At 66.6% G+C, this 20,464-nt stretch carries 20 protein-coding genes; 8 read left to right on the forward strand and 12 right to left on the reverse strand.

What is annotated here, in order from left to right; translation table 11 throughout:
* Window positions 1–21: 21 nt before the first annotated feature.
* A complete protein-coding gene (pta, locus tag J2T23_RS09910) occupies window positions 22–2,091 on the reverse strand; it encodes a phosphate acetyltransferase (protein ID WP_307359541.1) in 2,070 nt (689 codons plus the stop codon).
* A 342-nt stretch (window positions 2,092–2,433) separates the two neighbouring features.
* Between pta and J2T23_RS09915 the strand changes: the two genes are divergently transcribed.
* From J2T23_RS09915 to J2T23_RS09930, 4 genes are all read left to right on the forward strand, one after another.
* Window positions 2,434–2,910, forward strand: a complete 477-nt coding sequence (locus J2T23_RS09915; RefSeq protein WP_141159468.1) for a hotdog fold thioesterase — start codon at window positions 2,434–2,436, stop codon at window positions 2,908–2,910.
* Window positions 2,911–2,917: 7 nt separating this feature from the next.
* Window positions 2,918–4,270, forward strand: coding sequence for a phenylacetate--CoA ligase PaaK (gene paaK / locus J2T23_RS09920; RefSeq protein ID WP_222590512.1), 1,353 nt, complete (start codon window positions 2,918–2,920; stop codon window positions 4,268–4,270).
* 91 nt (window positions 4,271–4,361) lie between these two features.
* Entirely contained in the window at window positions 4,362–4,991 is a 630-nt protein-coding gene (locus tag J2T23_RS09925) for a TetR/AcrR family transcriptional regulator (protein WP_307359544.1), read from the forward strand.
* Window positions 4,992–5,094: 103 nt separating this feature from the next.
* Window positions 5,095–5,400 carry a hypothetical protein gene (locus J2T23_RS09930; protein ID WP_141159465.1) on the forward strand — a complete coding sequence of 102 codons (306 nt, stop codon included), beginning with the start codon at window positions 5,095–5,097 and terminating at the stop codon, window positions 5,398–5,400.
* 85 nt (window positions 5,401–5,485) lie between these two features.
* Here J2T23_RS09930 and J2T23_RS09935 read toward each other — a convergent pair whose 3' ends face one another.
* Both J2T23_RS09935 and paaZ read right to left on the reverse strand, forming a co-directional pair.
* Window positions 5,486–5,893: a VOC family protein gene (locus tag J2T23_RS09935; protein WP_141182371.1), complete on the reverse strand. Its 408-nt coding sequence runs from the start codon at window positions 5,891–5,893 to the stop codon at window positions 5,486–5,488.
* A 166-nt stretch (window positions 5,894–6,059) separates the two neighbouring features.
* On the reverse strand, window positions 6,060–8,171 hold the full coding sequence (gene paaZ, locus J2T23_RS09940) for a phenylacetic acid degradation bifunctional protein PaaZ (RefSeq protein WP_307359547.1): 2,112 nt from the start codon (window positions 8,169–8,171) through the stop codon (window positions 6,060–6,062).
* 142 nt (window positions 8,172–8,313) lie between these two features.
* Here paaZ and J2T23_RS09945 point away from each other — a divergent pair, with 142 nt between their 5' ends.
* A complete protein-coding gene (locus tag J2T23_RS09945) occupies window positions 8,314–8,757 on the forward strand; it encodes a PaaI family thioesterase (protein WP_141159462.1) in 444 nt (147 codons plus the stop codon).
* A gap of 21 nt (window positions 8,758–8,778) precedes the next feature.
* Here J2T23_RS09945 and J2T23_RS09950 read toward each other — a convergent pair whose 3' ends face one another.
* The 3 genes from J2T23_RS09950 to J2T23_RS09960 all read right to left on the reverse strand — a co-directional run bounded on the left by J2T23_RS09950 (window position 8,779) and on the right by J2T23_RS09960 (window position 12,483).
* Window positions 8,779–10,896: a S1 family peptidase gene (locus J2T23_RS09950; protein WP_307359550.1), complete on the reverse strand. Its 2,118-nt coding sequence runs from the start codon at window positions 10,894–10,896 to the stop codon at window positions 8,779–8,781.
* Window positions 10,897–10,991: 95 nt separating this feature from the next.
* A complete protein-coding gene (locus tag J2T23_RS09955) occupies window positions 10,992–11,711 on the reverse strand; it encodes a tyrosine-protein phosphatase (protein WP_307359551.1) in 720 nt (239 codons plus the stop codon).
* Between the two features lie 163 nt (window positions 11,712–11,874).
* Window positions 11,875–12,483, reverse strand: a complete 609-nt coding sequence (locus J2T23_RS09960; RefSeq protein WP_307359555.1) for a GNAT family N-acetyltransferase — start codon at window positions 12,481–12,483, stop codon at window positions 11,875–11,877.
* 72 nt (window positions 12,484–12,555) lie between these two features.
* Between J2T23_RS09960 and J2T23_RS09965 the strand changes: the two genes are divergently transcribed.
* Window positions 12,556–12,789 (forward strand): DUF6480 family protein, encoded by a 234-nt coding sequence (locus J2T23_RS09965; protein WP_141159459.1) that lies wholly within the window; start codon window positions 12,556–12,558, stop codon window positions 12,787–12,789.
* 24 nt (window positions 12,790–12,813) lie between these two features.
* Here J2T23_RS09965 and J2T23_RS09970 read toward each other — a convergent pair whose 3' ends face one another.
* The 4 genes from J2T23_RS09970 to J2T23_RS09985 form a co-directional block, all read right to left on the reverse strand.
* Window positions 12,814–13,686, reverse strand: coding sequence for a 3-hydroxyacyl-CoA dehydrogenase family protein (locus tag J2T23_RS09970; protein WP_141159457.1), 873 nt, complete (start codon window positions 13,684–13,686; stop codon window positions 12,814–12,816).
* A 3-nt stretch (window positions 13,687–13,689) separates the two neighbouring features.
* A complete protein-coding gene (locus J2T23_RS09975; RefSeq protein ID WP_141159456.1) occupies window positions 13,690–14,496 on the reverse strand; it encodes an enoyl-CoA hydratase/isomerase family protein in 807 nt (268 codons plus the stop codon).
* A complete protein-coding gene (locus J2T23_RS09980; RefSeq protein WP_307359560.1) occupies window positions 14,496–15,722 on the reverse strand; it encodes a thiolase family protein in 1,227 nt (408 codons plus the stop codon). Before J2T23_RS09980 ends, J2T23_RS09975 begins: the two co-directional genes overlap by 1 nt.
* Before the next feature lie 118 nt (window positions 15,723–15,840).
* Window positions 15,841–16,515 (reverse strand): pentapeptide repeat-containing protein, encoded by a 675-nt coding sequence (locus J2T23_RS09985; RefSeq protein WP_307359562.1) that lies wholly within the window; start codon window positions 16,513–16,515, stop codon window positions 15,841–15,843.
* Window positions 16,516–16,639: 124 nt separating this feature from the next.
* On the opposite strand from J2T23_RS09985, the gene J2T23_RS09990 reads away from it, so the two are divergent.
* Complete coding sequence (locus J2T23_RS09990; protein ID WP_043452369.1) at window positions 16,640–16,816, forward strand: CsbD family protein; 177 nt, start codon at window positions 16,640–16,642, stop codon at window positions 16,814–16,816.
* A gap of 159 nt (window positions 16,817–16,975) precedes the next feature.
* Here J2T23_RS09990 and J2T23_RS09995 read toward each other — a convergent pair whose 3' ends face one another.
* The gene (locus J2T23_RS09995) at window positions 16,976–18,046 is read right to left on the reverse strand and encodes a DNA polymerase IV (protein WP_442439572.1); all 1,071 of its coding nucleotides are present in this window, start codon (window positions 18,044–18,046) and stop codon (window positions 16,976–16,978) included.
* A gap of 111 nt (window positions 18,047–18,157) precedes the next feature.
* On the opposite strand from J2T23_RS09995, the gene J2T23_RS10000 reads away from it, so the two are divergent.
* Window positions 18,158–18,895 carry a dienelactone hydrolase family protein gene (locus tag J2T23_RS10000; protein WP_307359566.1) on the forward strand — a complete coding sequence of 246 codons (738 nt, stop codon included), beginning with the start codon at window positions 18,158–18,160 and terminating at the stop codon, window positions 18,893–18,895.
* Between the two features lie 102 nt (window positions 18,896–18,997).
* On the opposite strand, the gene J2T23_RS10005 is transcribed toward J2T23_RS10000, so the two are convergent.
* Window positions 18,998–20,458: an amino acid permease gene (locus J2T23_RS10005; RefSeq protein ID WP_141159452.1), complete on the reverse strand. Its 1,461-nt coding sequence runs from the start codon at window positions 20,456–20,458 to the stop codon at window positions 18,998–19,000.
* Window positions 20,459–20,464 lie beyond the last annotated feature (6 nt).

Genomic DNA, 20,464 nt, shown 5'->3' on the forward strand with positions numbered 1-20,464 from the left:
AAGTGCCGGCGTCGTCCTTTGTCAGGCCTGCGCCTGGATGGCCGTGATGGCCACCGTGTTCACGATGTCCTCCACCGTGCAGCCCCGGGAGAGGTCGTTGACCGGTTTCCGCAGCCCCTGCAGGACCGGGCCCACCGCCACAGCCCCGGAGCTCTGCTGGACCGCCTTGTAGGTGTTGTTGCCGGTATTCAGGTCCGGGAAGATGAACACCGTCGCCTGGCCGGCCACGGAGGAGCCGGGCATCTTTGACGCGGCGATCGAAGCGTCCACGGCGGCGTCGTACTGGATGGGGCCTTCCACTGCGAGGTCCGGGCGGCGCTGGCGCACCAGTTCGGTGGCCTGCCGCACCTCGTCCACGGCTTCACCCGCGCCCGAGCCACCGGTCGAGTACGAGAGCATGGCCACCCGCGGCTCCACCCCGAACTGGGCCGCGGTCTCGGCCGACGCCAGGGCGATGTCAGCCAGCTGCTCCACGTTGGGGTCCGGATTGACTGCGCAGTCGCCGTAGACGAGCACGCGGTCCGGCATCAGCATCAGGAAAACCGAGGACACAATCTTCACCCCCGGACGCGTCTTCACGAACTCCAGGGCCGGCCGGATGGTGTGCGCCGTGGTGTGCGCCGCACCGGACACCATCCCGTCCACCACGCCCAGCTGGACCATCATGGTGCCGAAGTAGCTGACGTCCTGCATGATCTCCAGCGCCTTGGGCAGGTCCACGCCCTTGTGCGCCCGCAGTTCAGCGTACTTCTCGGCGAACTTCAGCCGAAGGTCTGAAGTGGCGGGGTCGATGACCGTGATGCCGGACAGGTCGATGCCGTTGGCGGCTGCCAGCTCCCGGACGTCGGACTCCGGGCCCAGGAGCGTCAGGTCGCAGACGTCCCGGCGGTGCAGGATCTCGGCGGCCCGCAGGATCCTCACGTCGGTCCCCTCGGGCAGTACCACATGGCGGCGCTGCGCCCGAGCCCGTTCGATAAGGTCGTGCAGGAACCGCAGCGGGGTCATCCGTTCCGCTCTGGGAAGGTGCAGCCGCTCCACCAGCTCGGCTTCGTCCACGCGGCGGGACCAGAGGCCCAGCGCGGAGGCCACCTTGCGCCGGTGCCCGGACCAGATTTCGCTGCGCACCTCCGACACCCGTCGTGCGGTCTGGTACGTGTCCTCGTCCGCGGCAAAAACAGGGAACGGTGCCTGCGCCAGGAGCGGGTAGATGTTGGCATCCGGGGCCAGGCCGCCGGTGAGGATGAGCGCCGAGGCCACGGGAAATTCGGGCGAGAAGGACGAGGCCAGGCAGGCCACCATCACGTCCGCCCGGTCCCCCGGCACGATCACCAGGGCGCCCTCGTCCAGTACGTTCAGGAAGTTGCCCACGTTCATCGCGGCAACCTTGATGTCCCTGACGTCGCGTTCCATGTCCGGCGTTCCAGCAATTTGGCGGACGCCCAGCGCCGCGGCCACCTCACCGGTGGTGGGGCGGGCGATTTCCTCAAGCTCCGGCAGGATGTAAACGGGGCGGCCGGAAGCTCCGGGCTTCAGGGCTGCCGCGATGGCGTCCAGGTCTCCGGCGGCGGCCCGGTTGACCATGATGGCAAGCAGTGCGCACCGTTCGGCGGCGAGTTCCTTGCGGGCAACTTCGACGGCGGCAGCGGTCTCGGCGACGGTCCGCCCCTTGGCGCCCACCACCGCCACCACGGGCGTGGCGAGGTTGTTGGCCAGCCGCGCGTTGAGGTCGAATTCGACGGCGGAGTCCTGCCCTACCAGGTCCGTCCCCTCCACGATCACCACATCGCAGTGCCGGGCGATGTCCGCGAAAATCTCCACGCACCGGGCATCGATTTCCGCCCGGTTTCCTTCTGCGAGCAGGGTGCGGACCTCTTCGTGGGTCAGGCCGCCGCGGCAACGCTCGTCCTCCAGGGCAAACCGGGCCTTCATCAGCGCCACCATGGGGTCATCGGCAGCCAAGGGCCCGTGGACTACCGGCTTGAAGAAGCCGATCCTGTCCGCATGCCGGTGCAGGGTGTCCGCCAGGCCCAGGGCCACGAGGGACTTGCCCGACCCGGGGGTGGTTGCGCTGACATAGATGCCTGTGGCCATGGTCCGCCCTTTGCTCTTGGTGCCGGTCCCTCCAATCCTTGCACTTCCAGCCCGCGAGATGGCACTTGATGGTGGTGTCCACGCCCGGGAACTGCCGTGAGGTGCCATCCCGCGGAAGTCTGCAGCGGAAGGTGCGTGCCGCCGTCGTGCTTTCCAGCCCAGTTGCTTTCCTAGGCACCGTGCGGCGCGCCGCGGACGACGGCGTGTCCCCGGTTTGGTGCGGAAGACGGGCCGGGCAACAGGGCGGGAAGGCCCGCCCGCGGGGCGCCTCCCCTTGACACCGGACCCCCTCATGGGATTACCTAATGAACATTCGGTAAATAAAGCTGGAGGCAATGACGCATGGCTGAAACTACACTTTCCGGGGCTACCCACCCCATCCTGGAAAACGACTACGCCTCCGAGTGGATGGGAATCGAGGTCCTCGCCCTCAGCGACGGCCACGCCACCATCCGGATGACGCTCCGGCAGGAAATGCTCAACGGCTTCGGCATGGCCCACGGCGGAATGATCTTCGCCTTCGGCGACACTGCCTTCGCCCTGGCGTGCAACCCCATCCACCCTGCACCCGGCGAGGAAAACACCATCACCGTTGCCTCCGGCGTCGACATTAATTTCCTCAAGCCCGCTTTCCGCGGCCAGGTGCTCACCGCCGTCGCGGACCGCCGCTCCAGCGCCGGCCGCAGCGGACTTTACGACATCCAAATCTTCGCCGCCGACGCCGGTGCGCCGGCTCCCGAAGGCCAGCCCAGTTCCAGCAGCCCGGGCGAGCTCATCGCCGAGTTCCGCGGACGCAGCCGCACCATCCCTAAGAAGTAGGAAAATCATGACCCTGCATGCCCCCGAAACCCCCGCCGCTGCCGGCATCGATCCTGGCCTGGACCGCGAGGAGACCATCTCCCGCGACGAGCTCGAGGCCCTCCAGCTCACCCGCCTCCAGCACACCGTGGCCTACGCCTATGAGCGCGTGCCGCTGTACAAGCGCAAGTTCGACGAAGCCGGGATCCACCCCAGCGAGCTGCGCGAACTCGAGGACCTTGGCAACTTCCCCTTCACCACCAAGGACGACCTGCGGGAGGAATACCCGTTCGGCATGTTCGCGGTGCCGCAGAACCAAGTAGCCCGGATCCATGCCAGTTCCGGCACCACCGGCCGGCCCACCGTCGTCGGCTACACCAAGCAGGACCTGGCCGACTGGGCCAAACTCGTTGCCCGCAGCTTCCGTGCCTCCGGCATCCGCCCCGGCATGAAGGTCCACAACGCCTATGGCTACGGCCTCTTCACCGGCGGCCTCGGCGCGCACGCGGGGGCCGAGGCCCTGGGCTGCACCGTCATCCCCATGTCCGGCGGCCAGACCGAGCGCCAGATCCAGCTGATCCAGGACTTCAAACCGGACGCCATCCTTGCCACGCCCACGTACCTGCTCACCATCGCCGACGCCATGGCACACATGGGCATCGACCCCGCCTCCACCTCACTGAAGTTCGCCGTCCTCGGCGCCGAGCCGTGGACCCAGGAGATGCGCCACGAACTCGAAGTGATGATGAACATCAAGGCGTGCGACATCTACGGCCTGTCCGAGGTCATGGGCCCGGGCGTGGCGGGCGAGGCCGTTGAAACCCAGGACGGCAGCCACATCTGGGAGGACCACTTCCGCCCCGAAATCATCGACGCCTTCAACCCGGCACCGGGCAAGGAAAACGTCCTGCGCGACGGCGAGCACGGCGAGCTGGTCTTCACGTCGCTCACCAAGGAAGCGCTGCCCATCATCCGCTACCGGACCAAGGACCTCACCCGCCTGCTGCCCGGATCGGCGCGTCCGGCGCACCGCAGGATGGGCCGCATCACCGGCCGCAGCGACGACATGATCATCCTGCGCGGCGTGAACCTGTTCCCGTCCCAGATCGAGGAAATCGCCCTCCGCATCCCCGAGCTGAGCCCGCATTTCCAGCTCGAACTGACCCGCCCGGAAGGCCAGCGCATGGACCAGCTGACGGTCCGGATCGAGCGCCGGGACGCGGTCACCGTTGAGCAGAGCACGACGGCGGCGCGCACCTTGAAGGAACAGATCAAGATCCACGTGGGTTCTTCGTGCACCGTGAACGTGGTGGAACCCGGCTCGCTGGAGCGGTCCAACGGCAAGCTCCGCCGTATCTACGACATGCGGCCCAAGGCGTAGTGAGACATGCTGCGGGGCGTGGCCGGCCGGGGTACCTCCCGGCCGGCCCGGGCTCCCGGACCGACCGACCGTTCGTGAGAAACTAGCCACTATGCCCAGCACCAGCCAGACCACCAGCCCCGCCGTCGGCGGCGCCGCCAAGCGCGGCCGTCCCGGATACGACCAGCAGTCCGTGCTGCGCATCGCCGTCGACGTTTTCAACCGCCATGGCTACGACGCCACGTCCATGGGGATCCTGGCGGACAACCTGGGCATCTCCAAGTCCGCGATCTACCACCACGTGCCGTCCAAGGGCGACCTGCTCAAGCTTGCCCTTGACCACGCGCTCGGCGGCCTTGAGTCCATCCTTGAGCAGCCGGAGGCCGCCTCAGGGGCCGCGGACTCCCGGCTGGAGTTTGTCCTCCGCCAAACGGTGGCGGTGCTGGTGGACCGCCTGCCCTTCGTCACGCTGCTGCTGCGGCTGCGCGGCAACACCGAAATCGAGCGGGACGCGCTGGAACGCCGCCGGACCTTCGACCACAAGGTGGCCGTGCTGATTTCGGCCGCCCGCGACGAGGGTTCGCTCCGCCAGGACATCGATCCCCGCACCGTCACGAGGCTCCTGTTCGGCATGATCAACTCGATCGTGGAATGGTACAAGCCGGGCGGTCCCCTCTCCCCGCAGCGCCTGGCCGACGACGTCATCTCCATGGCATTCGACGGCCTGCACGCAGACTTATAGGCCGCGCAGCCCCGGGACGCAGCAAAGTACTAAGCGTGCTTGGTATTTAGCGGCTCCCCGGCTACGGTGGTAGGAAACCAGTGATTCCAGGGAGGTAGGGAAGATGAGCACCCATAAAGAAGAGCCCGACGGAGGATTCATCATCCCGGATCCGTCAAAGCTCCGCGAAGACATCCCCGGCGACGCCGGCGACGAGGCCAACGCAATCCGCTTCAGCGAAGAGCAGGCCCTGATCGAGGAGCAGTCGCACGGGATCCGCCCCGACACCTACAGCGTCCCGCCGGGCGGACCCACCATGGACGAGGCCCGCGGCAACATGGACCTCTCCGACCGCAGCGAAGACGGCCACGGCACCGGCCGCGAGGATGACAGCAGCGACGACGGCCTGCACGGCGGCGCCGAGAGCTAACGCCGCGGCATCCACTGCAACAGCAGGGGCACCCCGATCCGACCGGGGCGCCCCTGCTGTTTTCGTTTGTCAGCGTGCCGAATGCCTAGACCTGGTACTCCGGCCCGCTGCCCAGGTTCTGGTGGACGCAGAGGATATTGTGCTCGGTGTCCATGAACCATGCGCACTTCTCGGATGCCGTGGTGCAGATGTGGTTTTCCGTCTTCAGCGTGGGCAGGTCGTAGTCCTGGAACATGACGCCCCGCGCCTCCATGTCACGGACGGCAGCCTCGATGTCAGCCACCTCAAAACTCAGCGCCGTGTGGTCCGAATGCCTGCCATCGGAGACCGGCATCAGCTGCAGCAACGGCCCGCCGTCGGTGCCGAGCAATTCGCTGCCATCGTCCGTCATTCCGCGGTGCGGGATCCCCAGCTTTTCGGTATAGAAACTGCGGGCACGGGCTGCATCATCGACAGGAAGGATGGTTGTGGCTGCGTTCATTTTCAGGGTCATTGGGGCCACCTCCTACGGGCAGAATCATACGCCCGGCGGCCCCAAAAAGAACCGCGTCCAATTGCCCCATCACCTCCCGCCCACCAAACCCAAACGCCCCATCACTTTCTTCAAAGAAGTGATGGGGCGTGTGGGAAGAACCGACAGTAAGTGATGGGGCGTGTGGCTACTTTTCGACGAGAGTGAGGACGTCGTAGGTGGCCACGATCTCGTCATCCTGGTTGGTGAGCACGGCGTCCCAGGCCACTTCACCGTATTCGTCGGTCACGCGCGGCGTGATCTTCTTGGCGGTGAGGGTCACCCGGATGGAATCGCCGGCGGCAACCGGCTTGGTGAAGCGTGCGTTCTCCAGGCCGTAGTTGGCCAGGACGGGGCCCGGCGCAGGCTCCACGAAGAGTCCTGCGGCCCAGCTCAGCAGCAGGTAGCCGTGCGCCACGATGCCCGGGAAGAACGGGTTGGCTGCCGCGGCCTCTTCGTTCGTGTGGGCGTAGAAGGTGTCCCCGGTGGAGTTGGCGAACGCCGTGATGTCCTCCAGGGTGACCTGCCGGAGGTCCGAGCGGACGGCGTCGCCGATCCGCAGGGTGGACAGGTGCTTCCGGAACGGGTGGGTTCCTTCGGTCTCCACGGTGAAGTTGCGGTCAGCCCCGGTGTGCCACACGCCGGTGACGGCGGTGAGCATGTTCGGGGAGCCCTGGATGGCGGTCCGCTGCATGTGGTGCAGCACGGACCGGATGCCGCCCAGTTCCTCGCCGCCGCCGGCGCGTCCCGGCCCGCCGTGGACCAGGTGGGGAACGGGTGAGCCGTGCCCCGTGGAGGAGCGGGCGTCCTCGCGGTTGAGCATCAGGACGCGGCCGTGGTGGGCTGCGATCCCGGTGACCAGTTGGCGGGCCGCCTCAGGATCGTTGGTGCACACCGAGGCCACCAGGGAACCGCCGCCGCGGGCGGCGAGGCGGACGGCGTCGGCCAGGTCCTTATAGCCGATCACGGAGGACACCGGCCCGAAAGCCTCGAGCGAATGGATTGCCTCAGCTTCCGGGTTGTCCCAGTTCAGGACCACAGGTGCCATGAAGGCCCCACCGTCCACTACCCCGGTGGTTCCATCGGCGGAGGTGACCGACGGCGAATCGAGCGTTCCGTACGCAAGCTCACCGCCGGCGTCGAGCATTGACTGCACGGCGGCACGGACATCCTGCAGCTGTTCCACGGACGCGAGGGCGCCCATGGTGACGCCTTCGCCGCGGGGGTCACCCAGGACCACGCGCTCGGCGATGCGCTTGCCGATGGCCGCGGACACGGCCGGCACCAGTTCCTGCGGAACGATGGCCCGGCGGATGGCGGTGCATTTCTGGCCCGCCTTGACCGTCATCTCGGTGACCACGGACTTGACGAAGGCATCGAATTCCGGGGTCCCCTCCACAGAGTCCGGGCCAAGGATGGCGGCGTTCAGGGAGTCGGTCTCCGAAGTGAACCGGACGCCGCCCTCCACAACGTTCTGGTGGGCCTTCAGGGACTTGGCCGTGGAGGCGGAACCGGTGAAGGCCACCAGGTCGCGGTAATCCAGCACGTCCAACAGGCCGCGGACCGACCCGGAGATGAGCTGCAGGGAGCCCTTGGGCAGGATGTTGGATTCCACGATGGCCTTGACCACGGCTGCGGCAACATATCCCGTTGGGGTGGCCGGCTTGACGATGGTGGGGACACCGGCGAGGAAGGCGGGGGCGAACTTTTCGAGCATGCCCCAGACCGGAAAGTTGAAGGCGTTGATCTGTACGGCGACGCCCGGGATGCGGGTGTAGATGTGTTCGCCGGCGAATGACCCGTCCTTGGAAAGGACTTCCATAGGGCCGTCCACCACCACCTGGGCGTTGGGCAGTTCGCGCCGGCCCTTGGAGCCGAAGGTAAACAGGACGCCGATGCCGCCGTCGATGTCCACCATCGAGTCGATCTTGGTGGCACCGGTCTGGTAGGAGAAAGCGTAGAAGTGCTCGCGGCGCGCGTTGAGGTACTGCGCCAGTTCCTTGAGCTTCAGGGCGCGCTGGTGGAAGGTTAACTGGCCCAGTCCGGCCTGGCCGGTGGTGCGGCCGTACTCCACGACGGCGCCGAGGTCCAGCCCCTCCGTGCTCACCTTGGCCAGGATCTCCCCCGTGCTCGCGTCCCGGACGGGGACCGCGGAAGCCGAGGAACCGGCGTCGGGCGTCCACCAGGCGTCCATGACAAAACTGGGCACTGTCTCCACGGTGTCGACCGTGGCCTGGGGAGCTGTGGCTGTGGTGGTCATCGTTGACGGTCCTTCCAACAAGGGGGCAGGCAAACCGGCCGGTCATTACTGACCGTCCGTTCGGTAATATATTCACCATACATGACGTGCCGTGCTGCAGACTAGAAGGCCAGCACTGAATTGGCCGCCCCAAAGGAGAACCATGAACGCCCCTGCCCCGAAAGATGATGCCGGAAGCCAGCCCTCGGAGCACGAACTCTGGAAGATCACCCTTGGGGAGCTGGACGAGAAGATGGGCGTGAAGATCCTGGAAGAGTCCGTGGAGCGCGTGGTGGCCACCATGCCCGTGGCGGGGAACAGGCAGTCGTTCGGGCTGCTGCACGGCGGCGCTTCCCTGGCGGTGGGCGAGGCCGTGGGGTCCTGGGCCGCGGTGATCCATGCCAGCACCATGGGCAAGACTGCCGTGGGGGTGGATGTCTCCGCCACCCACCACCGCTCTGCGCGTGAGGGCCAGGTGACCATCACCGCCACGCCGATCCACCTGGGCGGCACACTCACCACCCACGAGGTGCTGATCACCAACGAGGCCGGCCAGCGGCTGTGCACGCTGCGCATCACCAACCTGCTCATGAAGCGCCACAAGTAGCGGCGGCTGCCCCACGGAACCCTAGTCCGACTGCCTCTTCCTGCGGCGGACAATGACCGTCAGCAGGATCCCAATGACCAGCGCAGCGCCCGCACCAGCCGCCGCTGGCACCAATCCGGATGGTCCGGTATAGGCCAGTCCGCCGCTGCCGGCATCCCCGCTTCCGCCCGTGTTGGCAAGTCCGGCGGGAGGTGCGCTGGTGGCCGGGCCGGCTACCGGCGGAGGTACGACGGCGGGAGTTTCAGCGGGCGGCATGGGTGACGGATCTGCGGGGGCAGGGACAGCCGGAGCAGGCGCGGTTGCGGCGGAAGCGGGCGGAGCAGGCGTAGCTGGCGCGGGTGATGACGGGGCCGCTGCCGTTGGCGGCGCGGTCGGTGCCGGGCTGGCCGGAGGAACCGGCGGTGCGGCGGACGCGAATTCGAAGCTGTTCGCACCGGACCTGCTGTACCCGTTGACCGTTTCCGCGGTGAACCGCAGCGTGCCCGCATCCTGCGGAGCTGTGAAGGTCCACGTCCCGGCGGAGTCCACGGGCACCTCAAACGGATCCTTTCCCTGGAACGTGATGCGGACCGAGGATCCTGCCGCGACCGCAGATGCTGGAGCCGCCGGAACCTGGCCGCTGATCTGTTGGCCAGGCTGGTAGGCCTTCCCGGCAGCGGGTGCCGTGACGGCAGGCTTGTTGAGGAACAATTCCAGTTGGTAGCCGGGCAGCACCGCAAGGGCATCCTGCAGGGTAGCTGCGATGGCCCGGGTCTGGGCGCCGTTCTCGCTCTCGGCACCGGTGTGGGTCCCAACGGCAAAGTTGCCGCTGATCCACGGGCCGCCGGAGTCCCCTCCCTTCGACTTGACCGTCGATGAATCAAAGGCGCGGACCGGCCGGAGATCGTTGTCGTAGTTGGGCGGAAGACTCTTTTCGCCCGGCATCATCCAGATGCCCACGGCATCGACCGTGCCGCATTTCCAGCCGGAGGTCCGGCCGGACCTGCAGACGTCCTGGCCTTGGAAGGGCGCCATGGTTCCGATGATTTTGACTGGGTCCGGTGCCGCCGGAGACGCCCAGGTGGTGGTTGCCGGCAGGGGGTTCACCGACGGTGCGATGTTTTGGATGACGGCGATATCAGTTCCGGCCACGGACCCATCCGCCGCTGCCGCCGAGTTGCCGGGGCCGCCGAACTGGCTGAACCCAAAGGTGCCCAAGGGTGCCAGCGGAGGCAGCGGTTGGGGCGTGGCGGCACCGGGGCCGCTGGCGGGCGCCCACGAGGGGGGCTCCACGGCCGCCTGCCGTGCCAGTCCGTCAGCAGTGCAGTGGCCGGCAGTCAGGACCAAGGGCAGCCCCGCCGGGCTGAACGCGCTGAAACCGGCCGAGCAGATCGCGGTGTTGTCGGCGTAGTACCCCTGTCCGCCCAGGAGATCCCCCTCGGTTTTGACCGCGGCGCCCTTCTCCAGTTTTACGTTGGTGTACAGGGCAACAAACTGCCTCGGCGTCATCTTGCCGGTGCCGGTTGGGCCGCTGGTGGCCGGGGTGGCCTCCGGCTGGTTTGCCTGGGTTCCGGACTCAGGAGTATTGACGGACCCGGTACGGATGACGAAATGGCCGCCGGTGTAGGCGATTGCCTGGAGGCCCTGGGGTCCGACATCGCGGAGGTAGGCCCTGTACAGCTGGTCGATGTCGCCCGCGACGAGCACGGGTGCCGGCGGAGATGCCGGCGGCGTGTCCTGCAGGGCGGCGGCGGACGGGGCAGCCGGTGTTGACGCGGGCGTGGCCATGGGTGGAACCAGCACAAAGTCCGCGTGACCCGAGCGGTTCAGTTCATCCACTTTGGCCTGAAGCTCCGGCCCGTCACCCTGCACCTTGATCGTGCCGGCGTCCAGGCTGATGCCCACGAAGCCAGGCAGGGTCCGTAAGCCGGGCGCTGCCTCAGCGGCCCGGCGGCCGAGCTCGCCGGCAGCATTGAATTCGGCCATGCTGATGCCGAGATCACGCCGAAGCGCCTCAGCCAGGCCAGCGCTGGAGGGCCCCGTCGTGTCCACGGGAACGTCCGGGGTGGCAGGCACGGGCTGCGCCACTGCGGGTCCGGCAGCCAACCCGAATGACAGCATCACGCCGGCCATGGTTCCTGCGACAAAGATCTTCTTCATGGGGCTCGCCGTTCCGCTCATCCACGCCCGCGTCGAGGCGCTCGGTGACTTCAACTGCCATCAACAAATATCAGCAGTCACTTCAGTAACTTGAGTCACAAGGTTATCTTCCGGAACGCGAGGTCGGAAACAGAATCAAGCTCCGCTTCCGGCAGTCCATGGGCCAGGAGGTAGCCGCGGGTGTCCAAATTGCGGACGAATTCCACCACTGCAAGCCCGCGCTGCTCCAGCAGGGGCCCAAGTTCCCCCTCTGTCAGGTATCGCTCCCGGCTGTGTGGCGGCCCATGCGTGCGGTAGCGCTCGTTGATGCCGCGGGCGGCCCGCCGGTAACCATCGGCGATTTCCTCATCGGAGTCACCCGCCAGGTCCTGGATCATGGCTGCCACCAGTCCGCTGCGGTCGCGCCCGGCGGCGCAGTGCAGCACGACGTCTCCCCTGGGTGCAGCAAGGGCCAGCGCCCGGAAGACGCCCACCAGTTTCTCCGGGAAGAGCCTGGCATTCTCGGGATAGTGGGCTGGATCGTTCAGGTAGGGTCCGGTGACGGATGCGAACCGCGGATCGCCCGACTCCTCTGTGGGCGCCTGGACCACGTCGAAGGCCGCCCAGGCGCTGGCCGGAACCACTGGATCCGAGTCCCGGCGCCGCCCCTCCGAGGGGTTCCGGAGATCCACCACGGTGCGGACGCCGTCGTCGAACGCCTGTTTCCAGCCCTTTTCGGTCAGCCACTCCCGCCGCCCCATCCGGTAGATTCCACCGGATATCCGCCACGCGTTGACGGCGCCATCCCAGCCCACCGGCCTGCCCTGTTCGCCCACCGGCACAGCTAACCACACGCGCCTGCATGAGGCCCCCAAAAGTCCTCTGCAGGAAGGGTAGAAAGCCCCCATGACGGCCCGTGGCTGGGGCAATACCCTGTCAACTACGCAGCTACGCCAGAAGATCCACGTTCAAAGGGGAACCAGATATAAGGCTCACCCACTAACCCCGGCGGGCCAGCCGGTGCTCAAGCCCGGTGCGGACCGCCGGCCATTCATGCTCCAGGATGGAGAACACCACGGTGTCGCGCAGGTTGCCGTCGCTGGTCCGTGAATGGCTGCGGAGCACGCCGTCCTGCTTGGCGCCCAGCCGTGCGATCGCGTCCCGCGACTGATGGTTGAGCCAGTGCGTGCGGAACTCCACGGCCGGGCAGCCCAGCACTTCGAAGGCATGCCGGAGCAGCAGCAGCTTTGAGTCGGGATTGGTCCCTGTCCCCTGCACGGACGCCGCGTTCCAGGTGGAGCCGATCTCCACCCGGGGCGTGGCCGGGTCGATGTTCATATAGGTGGTCATGCCGATAATGCGGCCCGGCCCGCCCGTGCCCGGATCAATGAGCCGGGTGGTGAAGGGCAGCATGGATCCCAGCTCCTGCAGGGCGAGCCGGCGCCGGATTTCCGCGGCCATGGCCTCCGGTTCGGGAACCGAGGTGTACCAGAGCTTCCAAAGCTCGCCGTCCCTGGCCGCTTCCAGCAGTCCGTCGTGGTGTTCCATCGCCAGCGGCTCCAGGATTACATGCCGGCCGGTCAGGGTAAGGGGTTCAAGGAAAGTCACTGCACCAGCCTAGGACCAATCACCGGGGCCGGTTACGCTGGGAAAACCCAGACCGCGAGCAAGGGAGTTAACGTGTCAGGAACCAATCCGGACCCGGAAGACGACAAGATCACCGGCCTGGAGCCCGGCGGTGGAGTGCCGCCGGGAGAAACCCCGCCGGGCGAAGGTTCCGTGGCGGGCACCCAGGAGCCCCGCCAGCCGGGGTCCGGCAGGGGTCAGCAGATCTTCTGGCTGGCAGCCATCGGAGCGGGCGTGCTGCTGTTCCTGCTGTACTTCATCGGCTACATTGTGGGCTTTTTTGACTAGGCCGTGCTCCGGCCGGCGGCCAGCCTAGCTGGGCCAGTCAAAGAACCCCTTGCCGGTTTTGCGGCCGAGTTCACCGCGCGCCACCTTGTCGCGCAGGATCTGCGGCGGCGCGAACCGCTCCCCCAGCGTCGAATGCAGGTATTCGGCGATGCCCAGGCGGACGTCCAGGCCCACAATGTCAGTGGTTTTCAGCGGCCCGGTGGGGTGTTTGTAGCCCAGCACCATGGCGGCATCGATGTCTTCCGCCGATGCCACGCCCTCCTCCACCATCCGCATCGCTTCCAACGCAATGGCCACGCCAAGGCGGGAGGAGGCAAAGCCCGGAGCATCGTTGACGACGACGGCGGTCTTGCCGAGTGCCTCAACCCAGGTTTTGGCCGCGGCAGCAAGTTCGGGAGACGTACGTTCGCCCAGCACCACCTCGATAAGTGTGGATGCCGGTACCGGGTTGAAGAAATGCAGGCCAAGGAAGTTCGCAGGCCGCTTCAGTTCACGGGCCAATCCGTTGACGGACAGCGAAGAGGTGTTGGACGCGATGTAGCTGTCCTGCCCCAGCCGTTCCTCAATTCCCCTCAATGCCGTGACTTTGAGGTCCCAGTCTTCGGGGACGGCTTCGACCACCAGCTGGCGGTCTTTGAAAGCGTCGTAGTCGGTGCTGACGGTCAGCCGGGTCACCAGCTCTTCGAAGTTGGCATCCACTGCACCCCGTTCGATGCTCTTCAACGCTGCGGACTGCACGCGTTCCTGCGCGGCCTCGGCGGAAACGTCGTCGCGCTCCACCACCAGCACGTTGGCGCCCTTGATCAGGAAGGCGTGCGCGATGCCCGCGCCCATGCGGCCGCCACCCAGCACGCCGACGAAGGGGGGAAGGCCGGGGGCTACTGATGAATTACTCATGGTCTACTTTCCGTCGGCGGGGTTGGCGGAGGCGGCTGCCTTCTTCGCTGCATTGCGGTCCAGGAACGCCTGCATCCGGTCGAATTTGGCCTGGGACTCGAAGAGGATGCCCTGGGCGAGCTGGTCGATGAGCGGATGCGCTTCTGCGGGCGCGTGGAACACGGATTTGGTGATGCGGACGGCCAGCGGATCCTGCCGCCCGATCCTGTTGGCCAGGCTGTGCGCCGCGTCCAGGAGATCGGCGGGATCGTGGATTTCCGTGATGAGGTTGGCGGCCTTGGCTTCGTCGGCGCCAAGGACCAGCCCCGCCAGCAGGATCTGCTTGGCCAGTGGCTCGCCCACGAGTTCCCGGAGCCGCCAGCTGGCGCCGGCGGCGGCCAGGATCCCCAGCCCCGTTTCCGGATTGCCGATCCGGACGTTGGGGGTGCCGATGCGGAAGTCTGCGGCGTAGGCAAGTTCCGCGCCGCCGCCCAGGCAGTAGCCGTCCAGTGCCGCGATGACCGGCATGGGCAGCTTGGCGATCCGCACGAAGATGGTGGAGTTGATGCCCTGCAGGGCGTCGTCCCGCCGGCGTTCGCGCAGCTGGGCAATATCGGCACCGGAGGCGAAGACCCCGTCCACGCCGGCGATGATCAGCACCTTGGGGTTTTGTTCCAGGGCTGCGCAGACTGTGTGGAGTTCGTCCACCATCTGCTGGTCGATCGCGTTCTTTACCTGGGGCCTGTTGAGCAGCACCACCACCCGGTCCTCGCGCTCCTCAACGAGGAGCGCGGAGAAGTTCCCGGCCGCGAGGTCCACCGGTGCCGCCATCAGATTTTCTCCAGCAGCATCGCAGTGCCCTGTCCCACGCCGACGCACATGGTGGCAAGCCCGAACTTCGCGTCCTCGCGTTCCATCCGCCCCAGCAGGGTGATGGCAATCCGCGACCCGCTGGAGCCGAGGGGGTGCCCCAGGGCGATCGCGCCGCCGTCCCGGTTCACGATCTCCGGTTCCAGCCCAAGCCGGCGGATGCAGGCCAGGGACTGCGTGGCAAAAGCTTCATTAAGCTCGACGGCGGACAGGTCGCCGACGCTCAGGCCGCTTCGCTTGAGCACCTTTTGGGTGGCAGGCACAGGGCCGATGCCCATGATCTCGGGCTCACAGCCGGCAGAGGCGCCGTCGACGATGCGGGCGCGCGGAATGAGGCCAAGCCGCTCAATGGCTGCTTCGGAGGCGATGATAATGGCGGAGGCGCCGTCGTTCAGGGACGAGGAGTTCCCGGCCGTCACCACGGAACCGCCGTGCGCCACGGGCTTAAGTTTCGCGAGAACGTCCATGCTGGTACCGGCGCGCGGGCCCTCGTCGGTGTCCACCACGGTTTCCGACTTGCGGGTCTTGACTGTGACGGGCACGATTTCGTCCTTGAACCGGCCCGCCTCGATGGCGTCCAGAGCGAGCTGGTGGGACCGGACGGCGAATGCGTCAGCGTCCTCACGGGAGATGCCGTCCACCCGGGCTACTTCCTCCGCCGTTTCCGGCATGGAGTAAGTCATCTTGCCGTCCCGGGACAGGCCGCCGTGCTGGAAGTGGGGATTGGTGAAACGCCAGCCGATGGAGGTGTCGAAGATCTGGCCCGGCTTGGCGAAAGCGCTGGTGGGTTTTTCCTGGACCCAGGGCGCGCGGCTCATGGACTCCACCCCGCCGGCGATCACAATGTCAGCTGCGCCGGCCTTGATCATGTGGCTGGCCTGGATGATGGCACTGAGGCCGGAAGCGCAGAGCCGGTTCACAGTGATTCCCGGAATATGCAGGGGCAGTCCGGCCAGCAGGGTGGCCATCCGGGCCACGTTGCGGTTTTCCTCGCCGGCGCCGTTGGCGTTGCCAAGGATGACTTCGTCAATGCTTTCCGGGTCCAGGCCGGCGCGTGCCACGGCTTCGCGGACCACGAGGGCAGCGAGGTCATCCGGCCGCACGGCGGACAACGCCCCTCCGTACCTGCCCACGGGCGTTCGGACGCCGCCAACAAGGAAAGCCTGCGGACCTGCGGTTGCAGCCATGGAAACACCCTTCACGCGATAAACAGCACTGTCATCGGCGGCCGGCACAGCAGAATCCTCCACTTACCGACCGTTCGTTCTGTAAATGGTACACGGCAGGGTCATGCTGCGCATCCGGTTACAGGACGGTCACCCCCAGGTGCGCGGCGATCAGGGGTGCCAGGAGGCCCAATTGGTACTCATCGATGACAAGCCCGGACATGCTGCCCAGGCCGCTCATTTTGCGGAATTCCGTGCCCCTGATGTCGAAGTCCTTCAATGTGGCTCCGGCCAGGTCCAGCGATCCAACGGTGCAGTCCTCCAGCTTCACCCTTGTTGCGGTGGCGGCCCCCAGGTCCAGTTCGTTGATGATGCAGCCGCTGATCAGCACGTCAGTTAGCTTGGCCCCGCGGAGGTTGAGGAAGTCCACCTTGCCGCCGTCGATCCGGACGGACTGCCAGCCGCTCTCATAGAGTTCCGCGGAGCCCAGGCGGGGATTGCGGAACTCAACCTCGCGCCAGGTGCTGCGGGCACCGCGGAACACGGGTGCATACAGCTCCCCCAGGATGCTGTCGCGGAACGAGGCGCCCCGAAGCTGTGCCTCGTTGAACGAAACACCCTCAAAAAGGCATTCGGAAAAGACCGTTCCGCCAAGCTCCAGCCCATCCCCGTCGATACGGCTGAACCGCACGTTGTCATGCCTGCCGGCATGCTGGATAGCGACTTCCGGCGAGTCCTCGAGGCCCGGCAACTCCACGGGGGAGAGCCTGGGTGCCGCAACTGCTGCCGGGCGCTTGCCACGCACTTTGTCCATATCCCCGAGCCTAGCCCTGGCCCCCGACAAGGAACACCGCGCGGGAGGGCTTGAAATAGTAAGCAGGCTTTGCTTATCGTGAAGGGGCACGGTTGATCGACGGAAACGAAAGGAGGCCGGAACCATGGGCCTCGGAGACAAGATCAGTAACGCGGCAGAGGACCTTGGCGGCAAGGCCAAGGAAGCTGCAGGCAACGCGACCGACAACGACCGCCTGAAGGCAGAAGGCCAGGCCGACCAGGTCAAGGCAGACGCCAAAAAGGTAGGCGAGAGCGTGAAGGACGAATTCAAGCGCGACTAGTCCTTGCTGGGGCAGCCGCAGCGAACGGCGTGCTGCCACAGCCCAAAACGGCGGCGGATCCACTGGATCTGCCGCCGTTTCGCTGTCACCGAACCATCGACTGCCGGGTACCTGTCGTTTTGAGGCCTGAAAACGACAGGTACGGAGCAATGGTTGGGGTTACCAGCCGCTGCGGGTGGGTGTGTGCCCCTGCCGCGAGTCGTCCGGCATGGTCATTTCGGCCCGCAGCCCGAGGAGCCGGACAGGACGCCCCGGCTCGATCTTCGCCGCCAGGTCAAGGGCCTTGGCCAGCACCTCGTCGGCATCGGTGGTCTCCGGGATTTTCCGGCCATACGTCTTGGTGGTGAACGGGGCGTAGCGCACCTTCAGGGTCAGGCCCACCACGGGCCGCCCCTCGGCAGCGACATCCTCCAGGACGTGCGCCGCCAGCTCGCGGACGGCGTCGTCAATCTGTTGCGGCTCCGCCAGGTCCCGCTGGAAGGTTGTTTCACGGCTGTGCCCCCGCGCCACCCAGGGGGTGTCATCGACGGTCCGGGAACCGTCGCCCCGGCCAAGCTGTGCATACCAGGGCCCCATTTTTGGACCGAATTCGGGAACCAGGTCAGCGGGGTTGGCCGCTGCCAGTTCAGCAACGGTCTTGATGCCCAGGGTGGCGAGGCGGCGGGATACCGCCTTTCCCACACCCCACAGCTCAATCGTGGGCCGCTCCCCCATGACCTCCAGCCAGTTGTCCTCCGTGAGCCGGAAAACACCGGCGGGTTTACCGAAGGTGGTGGCGACCTTGGCACGGACCAAGGTGTCGCCGATGCCGACGCTGCAGTGCAGCCGGGTTTCCGCCAGGACTGCCTGCTGGAGTTGGCGGGCGAAGGCCTCCGGATCAGACGTTTCAAGGCCTACGAATGCCTCGTCCCAGCCAAGCACCTGGACCGTGGTTCCCGGCTGTGAACGGAGCACCGCCATGACCTTCCCGGACGCCTCAACATAGGCGTCATGGTCCACGGGCAGGATCACCGCGTCCGGCACTTTTCGCGCCGCGATCCGCAGCGGCGTGCCCGATCCCACGCCGTAGGCACGTGCTTCGTAGGACGCTGTGGACACCACAGCACGCTCGGCAGGATCGCCACGGCCGCCCACGATAACCGGCCGGCCCGCCAGCTCGGGGCGGCGCAGCACCTCGACGGCCGCGATGAACTGGTCCAGGTCCACATGCAGCACCCACGGTTCGCTCACAGGCCCCAGTCTGCCCCGGCGGACCGCCCGGCACCACCCCGGCCGCCCGCCGTAGTAATTCCCGGGCGCAACCGGCGAGACATCCCCGGACCGGCCGGTTAGCCTTGGCCCATGACGAATGTAGACCTGAGTGCGGAGAGCGCCGCTGCCGGCGGCTCGCCCTCCCTGAACGGCTACCTCGCCGTACCTGCTGGACAGGGTCCTTTTCCCGGCGTCGTGATGATCCATGAAGCGTTCGGCCTGGATGACCAGACCCGGCGGCACGCGGACCGGCTGGCAAAGGCCGGATACCTTACCCTGGCCTTGGACCTGTACAGTGACGGCGGCCCGCGGCGGTGCCTGGTGGGAACCATGCGGGCCATGGCGGCCCGCGCCGGCAGGCCTTTCACCGACATCGCCACAGCCCGTACCTGGCTGGCGCAGTCCGAGCCGGGCAATGGCAGGACCGGGGTAATCGGATTCTGCATGGGCGGCGGCTTTGCCCTGCTCACCGCGCGCGACGGGTTCGATGCCGCCTCCGTCAACTACGGCCGGCTCCCGGGCAAGGAACAGCAGGACTTAGTGGAGGCACTGCGTGGCTCCTGCCCCATCGTGGCCAACTACGGCGGAGCGGACAGGTCCCTGAAGGGGGCCGCAGCGCGCCTCGAATCAGCCCTGGACCAGTTGGGCATCGAGCACAGCGTGAAGGAGTTTCCCGGCGCAGGCCACGCTTTCCTCAATGACGAAGAAATCGGACCGGTACTCCTCCGCCCGCTGATGCGGGTCATGGGCGTGGGGCCGGACCCGGCATCCGCCCCCGAGGCCTGGCGGCGCATCGAGGACCACTTCGCCAGGTACCTGAAGGACTGAGGCAGCCAGCAGGCTGGACCCATCCCGGCACCCTGTGGAAACGCCGACGGCGCGCCGCCCCTCCAAGGGGTCGGCCCGCCGTCGAACGCAGTCCGGAAAAACCTAGCTGAAGAGCTCGCTCTTGGGCTGGTTGTCCTTGACCTTCTGCCAGCCCAGCCAAAGGACCACGGCGAAGAACGGAATGGTGGCCAGCGTCCAGAGGCCCAGGTAGAAGACCTCGCCGTCCTTGCTGGTCATGGTGTCGAAGCCGATGAGCACGGTGATGACGAGCAGGGCGACGAGTCCGGCCCAGCTGGTCCAGGGCGAGCCCGGCATGGGCAGGCTGGAGACGTTGCCCTTTTTCTTCCGCAGCGCGATCTGGCTGGCGAAAATGGAACCCCAGGTGAAGATCACGCCGATGGAGGCGGTGTTCAGGGCGAGGTCGAATGCGTGGGAACCGCCCAGCCAGATGTTGAGGAGGATGCCCACCAGGTAGACGCCGCCGATGGCCAGGATCGCCGCGTAGGGCACGTGGCGGGTGGACATGCGGGTCAGCCACTGCGGGGCGTGGCCGTTGTTGGCCATGGTCCGGAAGATCCGGCCGATCGAGTACAGGCCTGAGTTGCACGAGGACAGTGCAGCGGTGATGACGATCATGTTCATGACATCGCCCATCCAGCCCAAGCCCATCTGGCCGAAGACGGTGACGAACGGGGAGGTGCCGGCATGGTACTGGTCCGAGGGAAGCAGCATGGCAAGCAAGGTCACGGAGCCGACGTAGAACACGACAATGCGGAGGACGACGGCGCGGATCGCCTTGGGAACTTCGCGTTCCGGGTTCTGCATCTCGCCCGCGGTGATGCCCACCAGTTCGATGGCGTTGTAGGCAAAGATCACGGCGTTCAGGACCAGGATCATCACCAGGGCGCCCTTGGGGAACATGCCGCCGTCGGCCGCGAAGAGGTTGTTCACCGATGCGTGGCCCCCGCCCACCTTGGCGTTGGTGACCACCATGAAGGTGCCCACGGCCAGGAAGATGACGATGGCGGCGACCTTCAGGACGGAAGCCCAGAATTCGAATTCACCGAAAGCCTTCACGCTGAACAGGTTCACGGCCACCAGCAGCACCAGCGCTGCGATGGCGGACAGTTCAACGGGGACGTTGGGGAAGAAGAACTGGAAGTACAGGCCGATCGCGATGAGCTCGGCGATGCCGGTCATGGCCCAGTTGATGAAGTACATCCACCCGGAGAGGAAGGCGCCCTTCTTGCCGAACATCTCGCCGGCGTAGCTGACGAACGAGCCGGAGGTCTGGCGGTACATGATGAGCTCACCCAGGGCCCGCATGAGCAGGTAGGCGATGACGCCGGCGATGGCGTAGGAGAAGATCAGGGCGGGGCCGGTGGAGGCGAGGCGTCCGCCGGCGCCCATGAAGAGGCCGACGCCGATTGCGCCGCCCATGGCGATCATGGTGACGTGGCGTCGGCCCAGCGTCTTTTTGTATCCCTCGGCGCTGAGGGAGGGGTCGACGGCGGAGGATGGCGCCGCGCTGTTCTTTAGTTCTGTGGGGGTACTTTGAGGCACAACTGT

Source organism: Pseudarthrobacter niigatensis (assembly GCF_030812615.1).
GTDB lineage: Bacteria > Actinomycetota > Actinomycetes > Actinomycetales > Micrococcaceae > Arthrobacter > Arthrobacter niigatensis.

Coding starts and splice junctions, on each gene's coding strand:
- J2T23_RS09935 (WP_141182371.1), bottom strand. CDS start 5,893: ATGACCCTGAAAATGAACGCAGCCACAACCATCCTTCCTGTCGATGAT.
- J2T23_RS09980 (WP_307359560.1), bottom strand. CDS start 15,722: ATGGCTGCAACCGCAGGTCCGCAGGCTTTCCTTGTTGGCGGCGTCCGA.
- J2T23_RS09975 (WP_141159456.1), bottom strand. CDS start 14,496: ATGGCGGCACCGGTGGACCTCGCGGCCGGGAACTTCTCCGCGCTCCTC.
- J2T23_RS10000 (WP_307359566.1), top strand. CDS start 18,158: ATGACGAATGTAGACCTGAGTGCGGAGAGCGCCGCTGCCGGCGGCTCG.
- J2T23_RS09915 (WP_141159468.1), top strand. CDS start 2,434: ATGGCTGAAACTACACTTTCCGGGGCTACCCACCCCATCCTGGAAAAC.
- paaK (WP_222590512.1), top strand. CDS start 2,918: ATGACCCTGCATGCCCCCGAAACCCCCGCCGCTGCCGGCATCGATCCT.
- J2T23_RS09945 (WP_141159462.1), top strand. CDS start 8,314: ATGAACGCCCCTGCCCCGAAAGATGATGCCGGAAGCCAGCCCTCGGAG.
- pta (WP_307359541.1), bottom strand. CDS start 2,091: ATGGCCACAGGCATCTATGTCAGCGCAACCACCCCCGGGTCGGGCAAG.
- J2T23_RS09970 (WP_141159457.1), bottom strand. CDS start 13,686: ATGAGTAATTCATCAGTAGCCCCCGGCCTTCCCCCCTTCGTCGGCGTG.
- J2T23_RS09985 (WP_307359562.1), bottom strand. CDS start 16,515: ATGGACAAAGTGCGTGGCAAGCGCCCGGCAGCAGTTGCGGCACCCAGG.
- J2T23_RS09990 (WP_043452369.1), top strand. CDS start 16,640: ATGGGCCTCGGAGACAAGATCAGTAACGCGGCAGAGGACCTTGGCGGC.
- J2T23_RS09925 (WP_307359544.1), top strand. CDS start 4,362: ATGCCCAGCACCAGCCAGACCACCAGCCCCGCCGTCGGCGGCGCCGCC.
- J2T23_RS09950 (WP_307359550.1), bottom strand. CDS start 10,896: ATGAAGAAGATCTTTGTCGCAGGAACCATGGCCGGCGTGATGCTGTCA.
- paaZ (WP_307359547.1), bottom strand. CDS start 8,171: ATGACCACCACAGCCACAGCTCCCCAGGCCACGGTCGACACCGTGGAG.
- J2T23_RS09930 (WP_141159465.1), top strand. CDS start 5,095: ATGAGCACCCATAAAGAAGAGCCCGACGGAGGATTCATCATCCCGGAT.